This is a genomic window from Pseudomonas glycinae, assembly GCF_001594225.2.
In the GTDB taxonomy this organism is placed as follows: domain Bacteria; phylum Pseudomonadota; class Gammaproteobacteria; order Pseudomonadales; family Pseudomonadaceae; genus Aquipseudomonas; species Aquipseudomonas glycinae.
In genome coordinates this window covers 4,407,439-4,426,153 of the sequence record NZ_CP014205.2, presented here as the reverse complement: position 1 = coordinate 4,426,153, position 18,715 = coordinate 4,407,439, and the positions used below count along the sequence as shown (strand labels likewise).

Below are 18,715 nucleotides of genomic sequence, written 5' to 3'. Positions count from 1 at the left end.
CGGAATTTGTCTCGGCGCGGGCTTAACCCATCATGTCCTTGACCATACGCTCTTGCTCCATCAGCTCGCGCTGACGGGCATCGATACGCGACGACAGCGGGAAGTTGCTGCCCGCCTTGCGTTTGGCGAAGTCCAGTTGCTGGATGGCCTGGCGATAATCGCCGACCAGCGCGAAATACTCGGCACGGGCCTGATGCAAGCCAATGATGTTGCCAGACAGTCCGCGGGTTTCTGCAACCTGGTACCAAACGTCTGGATCGTCTGGACGCGATTTCAACAAGCCCTCGAGTGCCTTCTCCGCATCGGCGGTTCGGTTCTGTTTCAGCAGCAGATCGACACGCACCTGATTCAGCGGATAGTTGCCAGGATACTGGCTGAGCATCCGGTCAGCCCGTGACTGGGCATCGGCCAACTTATTGTTGGTGATGTCCAGGTCGATCTGCGCGAGGTTGTAGATGATCTCGTTCGGCGATTTGGCCAGCAGTTGCTTGAGATTCTCTCGGGCCTCATTCAACTGACCGCCCTTGATCTGGGCGATCGCCAGTCCATAACGGGCCACATCATTGTTCGGATTATCGTCCAGCTGCGCGCGAAAGCGCTTGGCACCAAGGCCCGGCGTTTCTTCATAGGTCAACTGCACCCGCGCCCGGATCAGTTGGTAGCGCTTGCTGTCTTCGATACCGCCGGGTTTAGCCTGTTCGGCGCGGTTGCGGGTGTCGGCGATCCGCGATTCGGTGACCGGGTGGGTCAACAGGAATTCCGGCGGTTTGGCATCGAAGCGGTACTGGCGCATCAAACGCTCGAACATGGTCGGCATCGAGCGTGGATCGTAGCCGGCCTTTTCCAGGTTAAGGATGCCAATGCGGTCGGCTTCCTGCTCGTTCTGACGCGAGAAACGTCGTTGTTCCTGAATGGCTGCCGCTTGGGTGCCGGCAATCGCTGCAATCCCGGCATCGCCTGCGCCTGCCGCAGCGATCACGATACCAGCCAGCAGCGCTGCCATCATCGGTACCTGCATGCGCTGCGACGCCTCGACGCCACGAGCGAAGTGGCGCTGGGACAAGTGAGCCAGTTCGTGGGCCAGTACCGAGGCATATTCACCTTCGGTCTGGGCGTTGAGGAACAGGCCACCGTTGACCCCGACGATCCCGCCCGGTGCGGCGAAGGCGTTCAGCTGCGGGCTGTTGATCAGGATGAACTCCAGGCGTCGGTCATTGACCTGGCTGGTTTCCACCAGCTTATAGACGCTGGACTCGACGTAGTCTTTGAGCTGTGGATCGTTGAGCTGCGAAACCTGGCTGCGCAGCAACGCCAGCCAGGCGCGACCCAATTGATATTCCTGTTGTGGCGAGACGATGGCAGAGCTGGCGTCACCGAGTGACGGCAGGTCGTCGGCGAAGCCCGGTGAGGCGAGCAGGCAAGCGAGCGTCAGCAGGGTAGGGCGCAGAAATGTCATGCACAAAGCCTTAGTCGACAAAGACCTTACTGTAGCCGGACACCGGGTCTGCGACCAGATATTCTAGGCAGCCTGACCACCTGATTCGGAGTGACGCATGACCGACGCTGTAGCCCATGACTGTGAACTGGACGCCAGTGGCCTGAATTGTCCGTTACCGTTGCTCAAGGCCAAGATGGAACTGAACAAGTTGCCCAGCGGTGCAATACTCAAGGTGATTGCCACGGATGCTGGCTCGCAACGCGACTTTCGCACCTTTGCCAAGTTGGCCGGTCATACGCTGCTGCGTGAAGAAGACGAGGCCGGTGTCTACCGTTACTGGCTGAAAAAAGCCTGAAACCGACCGCGTAAATGACCTAAGGAAAATTGATGTTCAAAGTGTTGCGCGACTGGATTCAGCGCTACTTCTCCGATGAAGAAGCGGTGGTGCTGGCGGTGCTGTTGTTTCTCGCCTTCACTGCTGTGCTCACGCTTGGCGGAATGCTTGCGCCGGTGCTGGCCGGCATGGTGCTGGCGTATCTGATGCAGGGGTTGGTGCTCACGCTCGAGCGCCTGCGTGTGCCCGGTGGGGCGGCGGTCGGTCTGGTGTTTGCGTTGTTCATGGGCGTGCTGATGGTGTTCATCGTCGTGGTGCTGCCGCTGCTCTGGCACCAGTTGATCACCCTGTTCAACGAGTTGCCGGGCATGCTTGCCAAGTGGCAATCGCTGCTGTTGCTGCTGCCCGAGCGCTATCCGCACCTGGTTTCCGACGAGCAGGTGCTGCAAGCGATCGAAGCGGCGCGGGGCGAGATCGGCAAGTTCGGCCAGTGGGCGCTGACGTTCTCGTTGTCGAGCTTGCCGCTGCTGGTGAACATCATGATCTATCTGGTGCTGGTGCCGATCCTGGTGTTCTTCTTCCTCAAGGACCGGGCAATGATCGGCGAGTGGGTGCGCGGCTATTTGCCGCGCGAACGGGCGCTGATCACCCGGGTTGCCGAGGAAATGAACCGGCAGATCGCCAACTACATTCGCGGCAAGGTCATCGAGATCGTGATTTGTGGTGGGGTGACCTACATCGCGTTCGTCGCGCTGGGGCTCAATTATGCGGCGCTGCTGGCCCTGTTGGTGGGCGTGTCGGTGGTGGTGCCGTATGTCGGTGCGGTGGTGGTGACCGTACCGGTGCTGCTGATTGCGCTGTTCCAGTGGGGCTGGAGCGATCAGTTCATCTATCTGATGGCGGTTTACGGGATCATCCAGACGCTGGATGGCAACGTGCTGGTGCCGTTGCTGTTCTCCGAAGCGGTCAACCTGCACCCGGTGGCGATCATTTGTGCGGTGCTGTTGTTCGGCGGGTTGTGGGGATTCTGGGGAGTGTTCTTCGCGATTCCGCTGGCGACGCTGTTCAAGGCTGTGCTGGATGCGTGGCCGCGCAAGGAGCCGGCGGTAGCGCCGCTGCTTTGAAAATGGAGCGGCGCCCGCGAGGGCGCCGACAGCATCAGGCCTTGTTCAGCGCCTGAGCAGCAGCCAGCACTGCATCCACATGTCCTGGCACTTTCACGCCGCGCCATTCCTGACGCAGTACGCCGTCCCTGTCGATCAGGAAGGTGCTGCGATCAACGCCCAGGTATTCCTTGCCGTAAAGTTTCTTCAGCTTGATCACGTCGAACAGCTGGCAGACGGCTTCTTCCTTGTCGCTGATCAGCTCAAACGGAAATTCCTGCTTGCACTTGAAGTTCTCGTGGGACTTCAGGCTGTCGCGGGAAATTCCGAAGATTTCCGTGTTGGCAGCCTTGAATGCTGCGTATTGATCGCGAAAGCCCTGGCCTTCGGTCGTGCAGCCCGGGGTGCTGTCCTTCGGATAGAAATAGATCACCACTTGCTTGCCCTTGAGGGCTGACAGTCTGACGGTCTGCCCGCTGGTGGCAGGTGCTTCGAAATCCGTAACCGGTTGGTCGATGACAACGGCCATGAAAGCTTCCTTACATTGGGTTCTGTGGGCGCCACGGTTCGATCAGTGCATCCAGGTTCATGGCGTCGGCGAAATCCAGGAACTGGTCGCGCAGCCAGCTGATCTGGGTGCCGGCGGGCAGGGTCACGGTGAACGTGGCGTTGAGCATGGTGCCGCCGGTCTGCGGTGCCTGATAGGTATCGCACGTCAGGTTTTCCAGCTCGACGTTGTGATCCATGAAGAACTGGCACAGCTCGTTGATGATGTCCGGACGGTACGCCGAAGACACGTAAGCCACGTACGGCAGGGCTTGCGGACGGTTTTCCAGGGCGGCGCTGCGCACCACGTTGACGGTGAACGCATGACGCTTGGCCAGCACCGGCAGGCTGCCTTCAAGGCGTGCCAGGGCGTCCCAGCTGCCGGAGACTTCGAGCACCAGCGCGCTGCACTCGCCGTGGCGGGTCAGGCGCGAGGTAACCACCGCGCAGCGGTTTTCATGGCTGGCGCGGCACAGGACGTTGGTCAGCTCCATGGGATTGGCGCCGAGGGCACTGATGACAAGGAATTGTTCGCGAACTGTGGGGGTGGACATGCAGCATTCCTAAAGCGATGAGCGGTCGGTAGGGAGAGGGCGTTGATTGCCGGGGCAATGCCTGTCCGGAAGGCCCGGTTCGTGTGGCGCTACGGCTTCATGAACAAGCAAGCGTACGGCAACGACACTGGAACGGGGCCCGGGAGGCCGAAACGGGAGGCTGGAACCCGGCGTACAAGCTGATCAGTACCGATCAAAGTCTGAAGGGTAGCGAAAAGCGGCGCCAAGGGGAATGGCGGCACAGTACTTCGCTTGTGCAAGCATCTTGGCGCCAGTACCATTACCGCTCTCTTTTTCCGGCAGGAGCGGTTTCATGATTGCGGGCAGTATGGTGGCACTGGTCACTCCCATGGATGCACAAGGGCGTCTTGACTGGGACAGCCTCAGCAAACTCGTGGACTTCCATCTCAAGAACGGCACCCATGCCATTGTCGCGGTCGGCACCACCGGCGAGTCGGCAACCCTTGATGTAGAAGAACACATCGCCGTCATCAAAGCCGTGGTCAAACAGGTCGCCGGTCGTATTCCGGTGATCGCCGGTACTGGCGCCAACTCGACCCGCGAAGCGGTCGAGCTCACCCGCAACGCTAAAGAAGCCGGCGCCGATGCCTGCCTGCTGGTCGTCCCGTACTACAACAAGCCGACCCAGGAAGGCCTGTACCAGCACTTCAAGCACATCGCCGAAGCGGTCGACATCCCACAGATTCTCTACAACGTTCCCGGCCGCACCTCCTGCGACATGCAGGCCGAGACCGTGATCCGCCTGTCCACCGTGCCGAACATCATCGGCATCAAGGAAGCGACCGGCGACCTGAAGCGTGCCAAGGCGATCATCGACGGCGTGAGCAAGGACTTCATCGTGCTGTCCGGTGATGATCCGACCGCAGTCGAGCTGATCCTGCTGGGCGGCAAGGGCAACATCTCTGTTACCGCCAACGTCGCCCCGCGCGAAATGGCCGACCTGTGCGAGGCCGCGCTCAAGGGCGACGCCGAGACCGCACGGGCCATCAACGAAAAACTGATGCCGCTGCACAAGGACCTGTTCATCGAAGCCAACCCGATTCCGGTGAAGTGGGCTTTGGTCGAAATGGGCCTGATGCACCAAGGCATCCGCCTGCCGCTGACCTGGCTGAGCGCTCCTTGTCATGAAACGCTGCGCTCGGCCCTGCGCCAGTGCAACGTCCTGGTTTAATTGAGGAAGTACAACGCATGAAGCGAATGGCCGGACTTTCCGCACTTGCCTTGATTATCTCCAGCACCAGTGGCTGCGGATGGGTCTGGGGCCCGGAAGGTTATTTCCGTGACCGTGGTAGCGATTACCTGGAAGCGCAACAGACTGCACCGATGCAACTGCCACCGGACGTCAGCACCTCCAAGCGCCTGGATCCGCTGCTGCCGATCCCGCGCAACGTGGCCGACGACACCGCCAAGGGTGAATACATCGTCCCGCGTCCTCAACCGCTGTCGACCGTTGCCGATGCCAGCGACTACTCGCTGCAGAAGAGCGGTGATTCCCGTTGGGTCATGGCCCAGCATCCACCGGCCGAAGTCTGGCCAGTGGCGGTGCAGTACTTCCAGGACAACGGTTTCCGTCTGGATGAACAGCGCCCGCAAACCGGCGAATTCACCACCACCTGGCAGCATTCCGACGAACTGTCCGCCGCCATGGCCAAGCGCCTGAGCGCCGCCGGCGTCAGCACCGACAGTGAAACCCGTGTGCGGGTGCGCATCGAGCCGGGCGTGCAGCGCAACACCAGTGAAGTCTACGTGGTCAGCGCCGAGCGTCCTGCCGGCAGCACCGCCAATGTTGATTTCACCAACCGTTCGGTCAACACCGGCCTCGACGCCGCGCTGGTCGACGACATGCTCGCGAGCATGAGCCGTACCTCCGAGAAGGGTGGTTCGGTGTCGATGCTGGCTTCGCGTGATTTCGATACCCCGAGCCGTGTCAGCCTGAGCGAAGACGGCAGCGGCAACCCGGTACTGAACGTCGGTACGGACCTGGATCGTGCCTGGTCGAGCGTCGGTCGTGCGCTGGAGCAGGGTGAATGGCGCGTTGAAGACATCAACCGCAGCCTGGGTCTCTACTACATCAACTTGTCCGAAAAGGCCGAGAAGAAAGACGAGAAACCTGGTTTCTTCAGCAGCCTGTTCGGCAGCGCGCCGACCAAGGAAGAAGTTGAAGCCCGTGCCGAGCGTTATCAGGTTCGCCTGAGCAAGGTCGGCGAGAACGTTCAGGTGACCGTCGAGAAAAACATCAACACCGTTGCGCCGGCCGATGTGGCCCGCAAAGTGTTGAGCGTGATTCAGGACAACCTGGGCTGATCCAATGCGTTTTGCCGTTCTCGGCAGCGGTAGCCAAGGGAACGGCACGCTGATCGCCAGTGCTGATACGTATGTGCTGGTGGATTGTGGTTTTTCCCTGCGGGAAACCGAAAAACGCCTGTTGCGCCTGGGTGTGAACCCGGCGCAACTGAGCGCGATACTCGTAACCCACGAACATGCCGACCACGTGCATGGCGTGGGTTTGCTGTCTCGGCGCTACAATCTGCCTGTCTACCTCAGTCGCGGCACACTGCGCGGGATGCGCAAACCGATTGAACCTGCCGGTTTCGTGACCGGTGGCGAGCAACTGCAGATCGGTGCTCTGAGCATCGGGGTCATTGCCGTGGCCCATGATGCGCAGGAGCCGACCCAGTACGTATTCAGCGATCAAGAGCAGCGGCGCTTCGGCCTGCTGACCGACCTGGGTTCCTACTGCGAGCGGGTGCTGGACGGTTATCGGGACCTCGATGCGTTGATGATCGAGTCCAATCACTGTCGCGACATGCTGGCCCGTGGTCATTACCCGTACTTTCTCAAGCAGCGGGTGGGCGGTGAGCTGGGACATTTGAACAACCATCAGGCGGCATTCCTGGTGGCCGAGTTGGGCTGGCAAGGCCTGCAACACCTGGTCCTGGCCCATCTGAGCAGCAAGAACAACCTGCCGCAGCTGGCCCGGCAATGTTTTGTCGACACCCTCGGGTGCGACCCGGACTGGCTGCAACTGGCCGATCAAGATTCAGGGCTCGACTGGCGCCACATCGCCTAGCCCATCTACTTAGCAAGCGGAGCCCATCATGGAAAAACGTGAAGAACTCTACCGCGGCAAAGCCAAATCGGTTTACAAGACCGACGACGCTGACCGCTTGATCCTGCTGTTTCGCAACGACACTTCGGCGTTCGACGGCAAGCGCATCGAGCAGCTCGACCGCAAAGGCATGGTGAACAACAAGTTCAACGCCTTCATCATGCAGAAACTCGAAGCGGCCGGCATTCCGACCCAATTCGACAAGCTGCTGGCCGACAACGAAGTGCTGGTGAAAAAACTCGACATGATCCCGGTCGAGTGCGTCGTGCGTAACTACGCCGCCGGCAGCCTGGTCAAGCGTCTGGGTGTCGAGGAGGGCATGAAGCTCAACCCGTACACCTTCGAACTGTTCCTGAAGGACGACGCCAAGGGCGATCCGTTCATCAACGAATCCCACGTTGTGGCCTTCGGCTGGGGCACCGCCGAGCAACTGGCGCGTATGAAAGAACTGTCGCTCAAGGTCAACGAAGTCCTGAGCAAACTGTTCGACGACGCAGGCCTGCTGCTGGTGGACTTCAAGCTGGAATTCGGCGTGTTCAGCGACGGCTCCATCGTCCTGGGCGACGAGTTCAGCCCGGACGGTTGCCGTCTGTGGGACAAGGACACCAAGAAGAAGATGGACAAGGACCGCTTCCGCCAGGGCCTCGGTGACGTCATCGAAGCCTACGAAGAAGTCGCCAACCGTCTGGGCGTACCGCTTTAATCGACGCAAGCATCTGATAGCACGGAAAAAATTTCGTCTGGGGGTTTCCCATTCAGCGAAAGTGTTGTTATGATGCGCGCCGTTGGAGAGATGCCAGAGTGGCCGAATGGGACGGATTCGAAATCCGTTGTACCTTCACCGGTACCTAGGGTTCGAATCCCTATCTCTCCGCCATATATAGAAAAAGCCCCGTAGCTGAGAAGCTACGGGGCTTTTTTGTTTGTACTGTTTTTGCTACTAAAGCTGCGCGCATGTTTTTCCTGCGTAGAGAAAAAAATCTGTCGCCGCTCCTGTGTACAACCTAGATCGGAGTCACCTGCTCAATCTGGTCGCAGCGCTGAAATCGTCTGGAATCTCAGGTATTGGACCGCGACTTTTTCTTTTGAGTAAGCGGTATGCAATGGGGCGACAGACGGATGTCTGATGCGGGTATACGGCTATGCCGCCTCATTGGCCACCTCGCGGACATCAAGAATGTCGTGGTCGTTCATAACGGACCGTCTCACCATCCTCAGGAAGATTTGAAGTGATCTCACCGATCACTTGAAACCCCGTGCCCTGCTCGGATTGTTCTCACAGCTACGCTGAATAGCTAGGTTTTATCGGAGTAGGGAGAAGCAGTCGCTTCTTGAGGTACCCATTGGCCTAGAGAAATTTTGTGATGTGGCGGTCTGAAAATAATGTAGGAAAACTTTCTATCTTGGCGGTCTTCGGAGGAATGCGCCGTATTGCATCAATATTGCATCGTAAAGTCGTACGACTTGTCTTTAATATTCTTACAAATTTATCCGATTTTCGGCTTCCATAGCCTTGGTGCTGATCGCACAGGTAAAGGTAGGCAATTGCGAATTTTAGATTGCGTGCCATGATTAGTAGAGAAAATTTCCAGAAGGATATTTCTTATGGCAGCTGTTGATCCTAGTCTTCGTGTAGTTGGAGGAGTGGAGGTCGGTGCGGGATTTGATGATATAACTGCAATTGATCGGACCCTCACCCCTCAGGTTGTAATCGCGCTTTGTGGGCCATTGGGTACTCCTTTGCATGAGGTTGCTAAAAATTTTAGAGATCTATTGCTTAGCACTGATTATGGTTATGAGCATGTAGAAATAATTAGGCTAAGCGATGAGATTAGAGCTAAATCGAATTTGTCTGGAGATTGCTCAGTAAAAGATTTGATTGAGGCAGGTAACGATTTGCGGAAGGACCATGGTAATGAGGTGCTCGCAAAGCTTGCGATTAGAAGGATCAGTATTGCAAGGGCTTCTGAGCAGGAGAAAGCGGCGGAAGCTAAAAAGTCCGAGCACCCTGATTTGTTTCGCACTGACTCAGATGATAGTTTGGTACCAAATGTTACTCTGAAATGGTGTCATATAATTGATTCGATTAAACATGTTGATGAGTTGCGGCTCTTAAGATCCATTTATGGGGAAATGTTGTACGTCGTAGGTGTGTATTCTCCGATAGAAATGCGAATTTCTCGTCTAGAAGGTGCTTTGAAGGGCGACGGGGTTCATGATCTGATAGATCGAGACTCTGGAGAGGAAATAGATCACGGCCAAAGGGTTGAAGATACGTTTCCTCAGTCGGATTTTTTTTTACGAGTTGAGAAAACTACAGACTCGCATCGAATTAGTAGAGTCAAGCGGTTTCTGGATTTGATGTTGGGGACAATGGTTGCAACCCCTACTGTAAATGAAAGAGCAATGTATGCTGCTTTTTCGGCAGCAAGGAATTCCGCATGCCTTTCTCGTCAAGTTGGTGCTTCAATTACAAGTTGTGAGGGGGAGGTGATTTCCACGGGCTGGAATGATGTTCCAAAGGCTTTTGGTGGTTTGTACCAGACAGAGGGAGATGGACTTAACTTTGATGAGGACCGCCGTTGTTGGAATTTGGATGGAGGTGTTTGCTCAAACGATCAGGAAAAAAAGGTAATCTCTAATTACATTGTAGATAAATTAATCGAGAGTGAACTGATTTCGTTGGATAAGAGAGAGGCTGCTTTAGCAGTGATCAGAGGGAAAACACAGCTCAAGAGTCTCATAGAATTCTCTCGTGCTGTTCACGCTGAAATGCATGCTCTTCTTAATGCAGGAGCGACAGACGGGGGCAAAATTCGCCACGGTAAATTGTTTGTGACGACCTACCCTTGCCACTCTTGTGCGCGACACCTGGTAGCTGCTGGCATCAGAGAAGTGATTTTTCTTGAGCCGTATCGTAAGAGCCTTGCTACCCGTCTTCACCAAGATGCTATAACTGAAAACGAGAGTGACGCGACGAAGGTTAGGGTGCTCCCTTTTGATGGTGTTGCGCCATCGCGATTCCTGAAATTCTTCTCTGCTCACCCCGCTGGTCGGAAAAAAGATGGGCGTATGATTCTCAGAGACGCGGAACCAGTGGCTCGCATATCAATGGAGGCAGTCTCGACTCTTGAAGGACTGGTGGTGAAGGGTCTAGAATCCCGGCGCCTTTGAAGGTGATGACTTGTGGAGCTGTTTATGGATCAGTCAGAGGATAAATGCGAAGCCGGATCTATGGCGCAGCTGTCCTTCAGTTTTGAGGCTGCAAGTTACGGAAATTCTGTTAGTAGCGTTGCTTCCTATGAAGGTGATCTGTCTACTTACAGAGGCTCAGCTAACGCAATTCAGACTAAAAGTGTAGTGCTTGCATTTCCTCAAGATCGAGCGGTTGGAGCTCAGTCTCGGCTTGTGCAGCGAATTGTTCAGCGTAATCGTTTTTTTTGATTATATAGCGTTATCAAATTACATTTAAAAGCCCCGTAGCTGAGAAGCTACGGGGCTTTTTCGTTTCTGATCCAACGCAATTCGACACCCCAACTACTTCTGCCCCAAATCCACCACCTCCCAACTATCATCCGGATCAAACCGCTTCATCGCCTTCGCCACTTTCTCCCCATCCGGCCCGAGGTCCTTCTGAAACACCTGGCCCTCATGGCTGATCATGAAACTCATCACCCCGGTGTCGGCATACTTCGCAGGCCAGGCGATCAAGGCGAATCCGCGACTCATCTTGTCTCCAATCAGATAGCTGTAGGCGCCGCCCGGTGCTGACGGGCCTTGGGCGTCGAGGATGCGGAAGTGGTAGCCGTGCCAGTCTTCGTCGTTGATAGCCTGGCCGAAGGCGGGGCCGAGGGGGCTGATCTGGCCGCTGTCGTCTTCTGGCCAATAGAGGCCGTCGTGTTTGCCGGGGGAGCTGAAGATTTTCTGTGCGTATTCGAGGGCGCCGTCGCCGTCGCGGTCTTCCGAGGCGTAGTCCATTTGGGCGTCGTCGTAGGCCAGCGCCGATTGCACTGCCGCCAGTTCGTTGCGGCCGATGCGACGGGCACGGATTTCGACCTGCGCAGCTTTCATGTCGAAGCGCCAACCGGTTTTGTCTTTGATGAGGGGGATGGGCAGCGTCCAGTGATCGGGCCCGACGGAGAGTACGGCCTTGTTGTCGCCGGTCTTTTCCAGGGTGTGCTGTTCGCGGTATTGCTGGAGGAAGGCATCGACATCGCTGCGCTGCACGCCTTCACGGGGAATGAAGCTGTGCCATTCCTCGCCCAGCAATTCAGTCAGGCGTTTTTGGTCGGCGTGTTGCGTACCGAGGGCTTCGACGAAGGCCTCAGCGGCTTTTTCCGGGGTTGGAAATACTTGCTGGGCCGAGGCGAAGCTCGAAAATGCGAGGCCGGCCGCGAGGATCAGGCAGCTCCTGAGCAGAGAATGAATGTTCATCGACGGCCACCTCCTCTCTGACGCATGCCCCCGCCGGATGGCCGGCTGATCTGATGTCCGGCTACGCGTGAGGTATTGGGACGTTGCGCAGAAATCTGGCTGGCCCGGCCACGATCAGCCTGGACGCGGGTCTGGGACGGAGAGCGCGCGCCGGCGAAGGCGTTGTTCCGCGCACTGCCCGCGGCGGTTCGGGCATGGGACGCACGGTTGTCACGTTGATTAACGCCCGGCTGCCGCGCCTCCCGCGTGTTGCCTTGAGCGCGGTCGGCGGCTCTAGGCCTGTCCGCGCCGCCTTGCATGCGATTGCCAACATTGGCGGATTGCGCTTCGCGGACTTGATTCCGGGCTTCCCGATTGCTGGTGGCGGGACGCTCGATACCGGCTTTGTCCATCGAGTTGCGAGCTCGCTCCCGAGCCTGGGCCCGCTGCGCGTTGTCACCGCGATAGGCGTCACGCTGAGCCGCGCCGTCCAGCTGCCGGCCATACTGCGCGCGACTGCGGTTGTCACGATAAGGCACGCCATCGCGATGCACGGTGTTGTGCTGCCACTTGTTCTGGTTGTTGGTGATGCGGTTATTGCCGTTGATGTTGTTGTAACGGTTTACATCGATGTCGATATCGTTGTTGCCCCAATCACAGTCGCCCCACAACGACGCGACAACCGCCACGCCCGTACCGAAGGCCAGCCCGGCCACCAGTGCCTGACCCGGGTAGTAAGCGGGTGGCGGCGGGTAATACACCGGCGGCGAGGCGGGATAAGGCCAGGTGCCGTAAGTGGTCGTCGGGTTATAGGTCGGGACGTAGACCACCTGCGGATCGGCGGGCTGAATGATGATGGTTGTGTTGTCGGCCGGCTTGGTTGTCCCGGCAGAGATGGGCGGCGTTACGTTCTGCACTGTCACGTTCTGATATTGATTGCTCTGCAGATTGCCCGCCGCCTGGGCCTGACGCCGCAAGCGCTGAACGCCGGCCATGAGTTCGTCAGGCTGGGCCAGAAAGGCATCCCCCAGACGTTGTACCCAGACCGGGTCCTGCCCCAGAGTCGCCAAGACTTGCGGGAACGCCACCAAGGCCTGCACGCTCGGATCCCACGTCTGGCTGGCCACTTGCTTGACCGCATCATCGCCCTTGGCGTCTGGATGCGCCTTGGACCAGCCCGCGGCTTCGGCAACTTCTCCCGGATAAGTGGCGGCCATCAGCACTTGAGCGAGCAGTGGGTCGGGATACAGGGCAATCGACGCGAGCATCTGGTCGAGCTGCTCTGTGGTAAACACGGCATCTTTGGCAGAAGCGGTGGCCGCCGCCGGAGCCGCAGGCGCATCGGCGGCCTGCAACAAGAGCGGTGCAGCGCTCAAGGCGAGCAGGAGCGACGCGGCGCGCAAGAGCGAACTGTGCATGACCTCTTCCCCACATCCAGATGGCAGGTTTGCAACACGCCAGGCATCAACGGCCGACATCGGACGTTGCGCCGTGATGGAGAATGGTTGGCGATTGGCATTCCGTCAAAAGTTGTACAGGCTTTTTCGAAATAAGCACGTTGCCTGTGAGTTACCGCACGTTTGCTTGCGTTTTGCGATAAATGACTAAACTTTCCGGTTCCAGGCCATGCAATGCCAACGAGCCTGGCTGTCGCTCCAACCCGAGAGGTCTGGTCATGGCAAAGGGAAAGAAGAAAGACTCGCCCCGAGAAAAACCTGAGGAACATACAAAGCTGTCAAACAAGGACTACCTTGCCGAGCTGCGCCGTCTGCATATCGAACTGGTGAAAATGCAGGAATGGGTCAAGGCCGAAGGCATCAAGATCTGCATCATCTTCGAAGGCCGTGACGGTGCGGGCAAGGGCGGCACCATCAAGGCGCTGACCGAGCGGGTCAGCCCGCGAGTCTTTCGCGTCATCGCGTTGCCAGCCCCGACTGATCGCGAGAAGAGCCAGATGTACCTGCAGCGCTATCTGCCGCATTTGCCGGCCGCTGGCGAAGTGGTGATCTTCGATCGCAGTTGGTACAACCGCGCCGGTGTCGAGCGGGTAATGGGCTTTTGCACGGACAAACAGGTCGAAAAGTTTCTCAAGACCGTGCCGCTGGTGGAGCGCGCAGTTGTCGGTTCGGGGGTGATCCTGCTCAAGTACTGGCTCAATGTCAGCCAGGAAGAACAGACCCGGCGCCTGGAGGCGCGGATTGTCGACGGGCGCAAGATCTGGAAACTGTCGCCGATGGACCTCAAGTCCTACAGCCGCTGGTATGACTACTCCCGGGCGCGGGACGACATGATCGAAGCGACCGATACCGATTACGCACCATGGCTGGTGGCCAACTCGAACGACAAGCGTCGGGCGCGGCTCAATATCATTTCCGACCTGCTCAGTCGCATCCCCTACAAAGAGGTGCCGCGAGAGAAGGTGAGATTGCCCAAGCGGCAGAAACCGGGGGGATACAAAGAGTCGGATTATCCCTTCAGGCACATTCCCGAAAGGTTCTGAAGCTACTTCAGAAGTCGCCGGAGCTGCCAACTCAGGCAGCCCGGCGTCCTGGACAGTCCTCAGATCTCCTTGACCGGCGTATCCCCCTGCACACCCTTGATCAATTCGATCACGTGCAGACAATCCGCCTTGTTCACATACGACTCGCCACTGGCGACCGTCTCGTGATTCCCCGCCCTCAATCTCCAGCGCCATTGGCCCTTGCCGGTGCTCGGGGTGCCTTTGGATTGCCTGTAAATCTCGAAATACATTCAGTTCGCTCCATGCGATTTATGTGCGACAGCCTGTGTGACGCCTCGACGCAAGCCTAGCGGAGCGCGGTTTTTTGGCTATCGGGGATTTGTTTCCAATCGTTCGTGAATGTTTCTGGAAGGCGCGGGCCAGAGCGCAGGGATCGTCCTCCGGATTGGCCGGAACGCCCTCGTTTCACCCTTGCATGACATTCCGGGCTGCTGCTTAATACGGTGCGGCTCATGGCGTCGAACAGCGTTCGGCGACCGACAATCACTATAAGAAAGAGCAGTCCATTGACCCATCCGCACGGAACGCAACACGCGGGCCCGGTGAAGTTGTCGCTGGTGATCCCCGTATTCAATGAAGAGGACAGCCTCGACGGCTTTCTCCTGCGCATTCGTCAGGTGTTCGCGCAAGAGACGCTGGTCGAACTGGAACTGGTGTTCGTCAATGACGGCAGTTCCGATGCAACGCTGGAACGTTTGCTGCATTGCCAGCAGAGCGATTCGCGCATCCGCATCGTCGATCTGAGCCGCAATTTCGGCAAGGAGGCGGCGCTTTCCGCGGGTTTGCAGATGGCCACCGGGCAAATCGTGGTGCCGATCGATGTCGATCTGCAGGATCCGCCCGAGGTCATCCTGCAAATGATCGAGCGCTGGCGCGAAGGTTTTGAAGTGGTGCTTGGCCACCGCATCAGCCGGCGCAACGACTCCTGGGCCAAGCAGACCTCTGCCAGTTGGTTCTATCGCCTGCACAACAAAATTGCCGAACAGTCATTGCCGGAAAACGTCGGTGATTTCCGACTGATGGATCGCTGCGTGGTCGACGCGCTGCTGACATTGCCCGAATCCCGGCGCTTCATGAAAGGCCTGTTCGCCTGGGTCGGATTTCGCACCACCCAGGTCGAGTACGAACGCCCGGAGCGGGCGGCGGGGCAGAGCAAGTTCAATGGCTGGCGACTGTGGAATTTCGCCCTGGAGGGCATCACCAGTTTCAGCACCGAACCGCTGCGGATCTGGACGTATCTGGGGGCGCTGGTCTCTCTGGTGTCGTTCGCCTTTGCGATGTTCATTGTGCTGCGCACGCTCATTCATGGCGTTGACTTGCCCGGTTACGCCTCGCTGATGGTTGCCGTGACGTTTCTCGGCGGCTTGCAATTGATCGGTATCGGCGTGCTCGGCGAGTATCTGGGCCGCACTTATATCGAAGCGAAGCGCCGGCCGGTTTTCCTGGTGCGCCGCATTTACGAATCCAAGGACTGACAGATGGATCTCAAGGAAACCGACATCCTCGGCGACAGCATCGGCGAGCATTGGTATTACTGCTCCAAAGCGGCCGCCACCCGCCGCTTGCTGGGTGAAACGCCGATCAAACGAATTCTCGACGTCGGCGCCGGTTCAGGATTTTTCTCCCATCACTTGTTGACCCACACGGCGGCGCGCGAAGCGTGGTGCGTGGACATCAGCTACCCGGCCGATTCAAGCGCCACCACCGTCGGCAAACCGGTGCATTACCGTCGCTCGATCGACAACGTCGACGCTGATCTGGTGTTGCTGATGGATGTGCTGGAGCACGTCGATGACGATCTAGGCCTGCTCAAATCCTACGTCGACAAAGTGCCGTCCGGCAGCCGCTTTCTGATGACCGTGCCGGCGTTCCAGTTCATGTGGAGCGGGCACGATGATTTTCTCGAACACAAACGTCGCTACACCCTGGGGCAATTCGAGGCTCTGGCGGGTAACGCCGGATTGACGGTGGAGCGGGGCGCCTATTACTTCGCAGTGGTCTTCCCGCTTGCGCTGGCGTCGCGCCTGTTACCCGGCGGCGCTCGAGGGGCGGCCCCGCGTTCGCAGCTGAAAAAACACCATCCGCTGGTCAATATGCTGCTGAAAACCCTGTGCAGTCTTGAGTTGCCGTTGATGGGCATCAACCGTGTGGGCGGTCTGAGTGTGTTCGTGCTGGCGCGCAAGCCGTGACGATACCCCAGAGATCCGCTTTGATTCAGCGCGGCCTGCGCTTCGCCGTAACCGGTCTGTTCGTTACGGCACTGCATGCACTGGTGGCGGTGCTGTTCATCAACTTCGTCAGTCCACAGCCTCCGTTGGCCAACGGCGTGGCTTTTGCCGTGGCAACGGTGGTGTCCTACGTGATCAACACCACCTGGAGTTTTTCCGCCCGGTTGCACGGCAAGACCCTGCGGCGTTTTTTGATGGTTTCGGCGGGCGGCTTCCTGTTGGCGATGTTCGTGGCCTGGGCGGCACAGAAGGCCGGGTTGCATTATCTGGCGGGTATCGGTGCGGTGGCGCTGACGATTCCGGCGTTCACGTTTGTACTGCATAACTTCTGGACGTATCGATGAGGGATTCACGCGAGCAGCCGGCTCTATTTCTATTGCCCGTGTTATTGGGTGTTCTGGTGTTTTTTCTGGTAGTCGGGCCGCAGGCGCTGAACCCGCAGAACATCGCCTGGCTGGAGCAGGGCGATCCGGCGACGCATTATCTGGGCTGGGTTTTTTTCCGGCATTCGCCGTGGACTTTTCCGCTCGGGCTCAATCCTTCTTACGGTTTGGAACTGGGTAGCGCGATCATTTTTTCCGACTCCATTCCACTGCTGGCGCTGTTGTTCAAACCATTCAATGCCTGGTTGCCGGACACCTTTCAGTATTTCGGTTTGTGGCTGTTGGCGTGTTGCGTGTTGCAAGCCTGGTTTGGCTGGAAACTGATTGGGCTGATGACGGCCAATCCCTTGATTCGACTTCTGGGTGCAGGGCTGCTGGCGTTCTCGCCAGCAATGTTCTTGCGCATGGGCGGGCACCTTTCACTGGCCGGCCATTTCCTGATCCTGGCCGCGCTGTACCTGGCGCTGCTGCCGAATCTGCGCCGGCGGCGCCTCGTCTGGGGAGTCTTGCTGGCGGTGACGGCATGGGTACACGCCTACCTGCTGGCCATGGTTGCGCTGATCTGGGTGGCGGATCTGCTGGGCAAGACTTTCAATCAGTCTTTGAGCCGGCGTCAGGGGTTGATCGAGGGCGGTACGCTTTTCGCTCTGGTGAGCGTGTGTTGCTGGCAGGCCGGTTACTTCAGCATTGCCGATGGTGCGGCCTCCGGCGGTTTTGGTTTGTACCGGATGAATCTGTTGTCGCCCGTCGACCCGGCTGGCTGGTCATTGATCCTGCCCGATCTGCCGAAGGGGAGTGGGGACTACGAAGGTTTCAACTACCTTGGCTTGGGCGTTCTCTTGTTGATGCCGCTGGCGCTGATGGCCTGGTTTCGGAACCGCCAATCGCTGAACCATCAGGTGCGTGGACGCCCATGGCTGTTGATGGCCCTGTTCGGTTTATGGCTGTTCGCGCTGTCGAATCAGATCGGCATCGGGGCGTGGAACCTCGGTTATCCGCTGCCGAAAAGTCTTGTCGCGCTGGCCAATATCTTTCGTGCCTCGGGCCGGATGTTCTGGCCGGTTCTGTACGTCTGCATCCTGGCTGCGATTTTCCTGGTGGTGCGCGGTTATCGACCGCGTATCGCCATTGGTCTGCTCGCGGTGGCGCTGTTGATCCAGGTCGCCGACAGCCGCAACGGCTGGATGGGCCTGCGGCAGGGAAAATTGGTGGCGCCTTCGTCGGTCTGGGCCAGCCCGATGACGGATCCTTTCTGGGCAAGTGCCGCTGCGCGTTATGCCAATGTCCGCAGCCTGATGCCACAGAACCAGGGTGAGCGCTGGCAGATGATTGCCGGTTTCGCAGCGACCCACGGGATGAAAACCGATGCGGTCTATCTGGGACGCATGAGCACTTCGGCGCTGGCGCGGGCACAGCAGAAAGCACGCGCGATGCTCGATTCGGGGCAATACGACGCGGACTCTCTGTACCTCCTGGACGACGATGCGCTGGTCGATGCCGCCAGAACCATCAACAGTGAAACCGATCTGCTGACGCGCGTGGATGGGGTCGCGGTGCTGGCGCCGGGCTGGAAACGCTGTGTGCAGTGTCTGTCCGTGCAGGATGAGGGGCGGCGGATGTCACTGATCCCCCTCACTCGCCCGGGACAAACGCTCACCTTCAATTATCGAAACCGACAACTGGTCAGCGGCTGGTCGACGCCGGAAAACTGGGGGACGTGGACGGAAGGGCAGCAGGCGAAGATGGAGTTGCGGGTCTTGCCTCCAGCGAGTTCGATCGTGATCGACGCATTGGCATTCATCCAGCCCCGGCACCCCGGCCAGCGGGTAATCGTCAGTCTGAACGGTCAACAGGTACTGGAGACCCGTTTGACGCAGTTTCAAGGCAATCGCCTGGAAGTTCCGATCAGCGCCGCGCTCAACCAGCGCCTCGGGAATGATGACCGGCTCGATATCGAATTACAGTTGCCGGATGCCGTCAGCCCGCGGCAACTGGGTATTAACGACGATTCGCGGATGATGGGCCTGGGGCTGAAGACGTTGACGGTGCAATGACGCAGCGTTTC

The 18,715-nt window shown here is 58.3% G+C and carries 18 protein-coding genes and 1 tRNA gene; 13 read left to right on the top strand and 6 right to left on the bottom strand.

Annotation, left to right across the window (positions count from 1 at the left end; all coding sequences use genetic code 11):
* Positions 1 to 22: 22 nt before the first annotated feature.
* Complete coding sequence (locus tag AWU82_RS20190; protein WP_064383098.1) at positions 23 to 1,456, bottom strand: M48 family metalloprotease; 1,434 nt, start codon at positions 1,454 to 1,456, stop codon at positions 23 to 25.
* A gap of 97 nt (positions 1,457 to 1,553) precedes the next feature.
* Between AWU82_RS20190 and AWU82_RS20185 the strand changes: the two genes are divergently transcribed.
* Both AWU82_RS20185 and AWU82_RS20180 read left to right on the top strand, forming a co-directional pair.
* Positions 1,554 to 1,793 (top strand): sulfurtransferase TusA family protein, encoded by a 240-nt coding sequence (locus AWU82_RS20185; RefSeq protein WP_011332907.1) that lies wholly within the window; start codon positions 1,554 to 1,556, stop codon positions 1,791 to 1,793.
* 32 nt (positions 1,794 to 1,825) lie between these two features.
* On the top strand, positions 1,826 to 2,896 hold the full coding sequence (locus AWU82_RS20180) for an AI-2E family transporter (protein ID WP_064383099.1): 1,071 nt from the start codon (positions 1,826 to 1,828) through the stop codon (positions 2,894 to 2,896).
* Between the two features lie 34 nt (positions 2,897 to 2,930).
* On the opposite strand, the gene AWU82_RS20175 is transcribed toward AWU82_RS20180, so the two are convergent.
* Both AWU82_RS20175 and AWU82_RS20170 read right to left on the bottom strand, forming a co-directional pair.
* Positions 2,931 to 3,404, bottom strand: a complete 474-nt coding sequence (locus AWU82_RS20175) for a peroxiredoxin (protein ID WP_064383101.1) — start codon at positions 3,402 to 3,404, stop codon at positions 2,931 to 2,933.
* A gap of 10 nt (positions 3,405 to 3,414) precedes the next feature.
* Positions 3,415 to 3,975: a glycine cleavage system transcriptional repressor gene (locus AWU82_RS20170; RefSeq protein WP_007958014.1), complete on the bottom strand. Its 561-nt coding sequence runs from the start codon at positions 3,973 to 3,975 to the stop codon at positions 3,415 to 3,417.
* A 313-nt stretch (positions 3,976 to 4,288) separates the two neighbouring features.
* On the opposite strand from AWU82_RS20170, the gene dapA reads away from it, so the two are divergent.
* The 6 genes from dapA to AWU82_RS20140 all read left to right on the top strand — a co-directional run bounded on the left by dapA (position 4,289) and on the right by AWU82_RS20140 (position 10,279).
* Positions 4,289 to 5,167, top strand: coding sequence for a 4-hydroxy-tetrahydrodipicolinate synthase (gene dapA, locus AWU82_RS20165; protein ID WP_007958015.1), 879 nt, complete (start codon positions 4,289 to 4,291; stop codon positions 5,165 to 5,167).
* Positions 5,168 to 5,184: 17 nt separating this feature from the next.
* Positions 5,185 to 6,300 carry an NlpB/DapX family lipoprotein gene (bamC, locus tag AWU82_RS20160; protein WP_064383102.1) on the top strand — a complete coding sequence of 372 codons (1,116 nt, stop codon included), beginning with the start codon at positions 5,185 to 5,187 and terminating at the stop codon, positions 6,298 to 6,300.
* A 4-nt stretch (positions 6,301 to 6,304) separates the two neighbouring features.
* The gene (locus tag AWU82_RS20155; RefSeq protein ID WP_064383105.1) at positions 6,305 to 7,066 is read left to right on the top strand and encodes an MBL fold metallo-hydrolase; all 762 of its coding nucleotides are present in this window, start codon (positions 6,305 to 6,307) and stop codon (positions 7,064 to 7,066) included.
* 28 nt (positions 7,067 to 7,094) lie between these two features.
* Entirely contained in the window at positions 7,095 to 7,808 is a 714-nt protein-coding gene (gene purC / locus AWU82_RS20150; protein WP_007958019.1) for a phosphoribosylaminoimidazolesuccinocarboxamide synthase, read from the top strand.
* A gap of 84 nt (positions 7,809 to 7,892) precedes the next feature.
* A tRNA-Ser gene (locus AWU82_RS20145) sits at positions 7,893 to 7,982 on the top strand.
* A gap of 728 nt (positions 7,983 to 8,710) precedes the next feature.
* Entirely contained in the window at positions 8,711 to 10,279 is a 1,569-nt protein-coding gene (locus AWU82_RS20140; RefSeq protein ID WP_084777048.1) for an anti-phage dCTP deaminase, read from the top strand.
* A gap of 363 nt (positions 10,280 to 10,642) precedes the next feature.
* Here the strand turns inward: AWU82_RS20140 and AWU82_RS20135 are convergent, their stop codons facing one another.
* Positions 10,643 to 11,539 carry a DUF2950 domain-containing protein gene (locus AWU82_RS20135; protein ID WP_064383106.1) on the bottom strand — a complete coding sequence of 299 codons (897 nt, stop codon included), beginning with the start codon at positions 11,537 to 11,539 and terminating at the stop codon, positions 10,643 to 10,645.
* Positions 11,536 to 12,936: a DUF3300 domain-containing protein gene (locus AWU82_RS20130; protein ID WP_064383109.1), complete on the bottom strand. Its 1,401-nt coding sequence runs from the start codon at positions 12,934 to 12,936 to the stop codon at positions 11,536 to 11,538. The genes AWU82_RS20135 and AWU82_RS20130 overlap by 4 nt, the downstream gene beginning before the upstream one ends.
* A gap of 257 nt (positions 12,937 to 13,193) precedes the next feature.
* Between AWU82_RS20130 and ppk2 the strand changes: the two genes are divergently transcribed.
* Positions 13,194 to 14,018: a polyphosphate kinase 2 gene (gene ppk2 / locus AWU82_RS20125; protein WP_064383111.1), complete on the top strand. Its 825-nt coding sequence runs from the start codon at positions 13,194 to 13,196 to the stop codon at positions 14,016 to 14,018.
* A gap of 59 nt (positions 14,019 to 14,077) precedes the next feature.
* Here ppk2 and AWU82_RS20120 read toward each other — a convergent pair whose 3' ends face one another.
* Positions 14,078 to 14,269: a YegP family protein gene (locus AWU82_RS20120; RefSeq protein WP_064383113.1), complete on the bottom strand. Its 192-nt coding sequence runs from the start codon at positions 14,267 to 14,269 to the stop codon at positions 14,078 to 14,080.
* A gap of 276 nt (positions 14,270 to 14,545) precedes the next feature.
* Here AWU82_RS20120 and AWU82_RS20115 point away from each other — a divergent pair, with 276 nt between their 5' ends.
* The 4 genes from AWU82_RS20115 to AWU82_RS20100 are packed head-to-tail and all read left to right on the top strand — an operon-like array spanning position 14,546 to position 18,704.
* Positions 14,546 to 15,514 carry a glycosyltransferase family 2 protein gene (locus AWU82_RS20115; protein ID WP_064383115.1) on the top strand — a complete coding sequence of 323 codons (969 nt, stop codon included), beginning with the start codon at positions 14,546 to 14,548 and terminating at the stop codon, positions 15,512 to 15,514.
* 3 nt (positions 15,515 to 15,517) lie between these two features.
* A complete protein-coding gene (locus AWU82_RS20110; protein WP_064383116.1) occupies positions 15,518 to 16,228 on the top strand; it encodes a class I SAM-dependent methyltransferase in 711 nt (236 codons plus the stop codon).
* 20 nt (positions 16,229 to 16,248) lie between these two features.
* Positions 16,249 to 16,611 carry a GtrA family protein gene (locus AWU82_RS20105; protein ID WP_223290644.1) on the top strand — a complete coding sequence of 121 codons (363 nt, stop codon included), beginning with the start codon at positions 16,249 to 16,251 and terminating at the stop codon, positions 16,609 to 16,611.
* On the top strand, positions 16,608 to 18,704 hold the full coding sequence (locus tag AWU82_RS20100) for a DUF6311 domain-containing protein (protein WP_064383121.1): 2,097 nt from the start codon (positions 16,608 to 16,610) through the stop codon (positions 18,702 to 18,704). The genes AWU82_RS20105 and AWU82_RS20100 overlap by 4 nt, the downstream gene beginning before the upstream one ends.
* The last annotated feature ends 11 nt before the right edge of the window (positions 18,705 to 18,715 follow it).

What these genes read in the sequence shown, in the direction of transcription:
- AWU82_RS20110 (WP_064383116.1), top strand. Translation starts at nt 15,518, where the DNA reads ATGGATCTCAAGGAAACCGACATCCTCGGCGACAGCATCGGCGAGCAT.
- AWU82_RS20130 (WP_064383109.1), bottom strand. Translation starts at nt 12,936, where the DNA reads ATGCACAGTTCGCTCTTGCGCGCCGCGTCGCTCCTGCTCGCCTTGAGC.
- purC (WP_007958019.1), top strand. Translation starts at nt 7,095, where the DNA reads ATGGAAAAACGTGAAGAACTCTACCGCGGCAAAGCCAAATCGGTTTAC.
- AWU82_RS20135 (WP_064383106.1), bottom strand. Translation starts at nt 11,539, where the DNA reads ATGAACATTCATTCTCTGCTCAGGAGCTGCCTGATCCTCGCGGCCGGC.
- AWU82_RS20190 (WP_064383098.1), bottom strand. Translation starts at nt 1,456, where the DNA reads ATGACATTTCTGCGCCCTACCCTGCTGACGCTCGCTTGCCTGCTCGCC.
- bamC (WP_064383102.1), top strand. Translation starts at nt 5,185, where the DNA reads ATGAAGCGAATGGCCGGACTTTCCGCACTTGCCTTGATTATCTCCAGC.
- AWU82_RS20155 (WP_064383105.1), top strand. Translation starts at nt 6,305, where the DNA reads ATGCGTTTTGCCGTTCTCGGCAGCGGTAGCCAAGGGAACGGCACGCTG.
- AWU82_RS20140 (WP_084777048.1), top strand. Translation starts at nt 8,711, where the DNA reads ATGGCAGCTGTTGATCCTAGTCTTCGTGTAGTTGGAGGAGTGGAGGTC.
- AWU82_RS20185 (WP_011332907.1), top strand. Translation starts at nt 1,554, where the DNA reads ATGACCGACGCTGTAGCCCATGACTGTGAACTGGACGCCAGTGGCCTG.
- dapA (WP_007958015.1), top strand. Translation starts at nt 4,289, where the DNA reads ATGATTGCGGGCAGTATGGTGGCACTGGTCACTCCCATGGATGCACAA.
- AWU82_RS20120 (WP_064383113.1), bottom strand. Translation starts at nt 14,269, where the DNA reads ATGTATTTCGAGATTTACAGGCAATCCAAAGGCACCCCGAGCACCGGC.
- ppk2 (WP_064383111.1), top strand. Translation starts at nt 13,194, where the DNA reads ATGGCAAAGGGAAAGAAGAAAGACTCGCCCCGAGAAAAACCTGAGGAA.
- AWU82_RS20180 (WP_064383099.1), top strand. Translation starts at nt 1,826, where the DNA reads ATGTTCAAAGTGTTGCGCGACTGGATTCAGCGCTACTTCTCCGATGAA.
- AWU82_RS20170 (WP_007958014.1), bottom strand. Translation starts at nt 3,975, where the DNA reads ATGTCCACCCCCACAGTTCGCGAACAATTCCTTGTCATCAGTGCCCTC.
- AWU82_RS20175 (WP_064383101.1), bottom strand. Translation starts at nt 3,404, where the DNA reads ATGGCCGTTGTCATCGACCAACCGGTTACGGATTTCGAAGCACCTGCC.
- AWU82_RS20100 (WP_064383121.1), top strand. Translation starts at nt 16,608, where the DNA reads ATGAGGGATTCACGCGAGCAGCCGGCTCTATTTCTATTGCCCGTGTTA.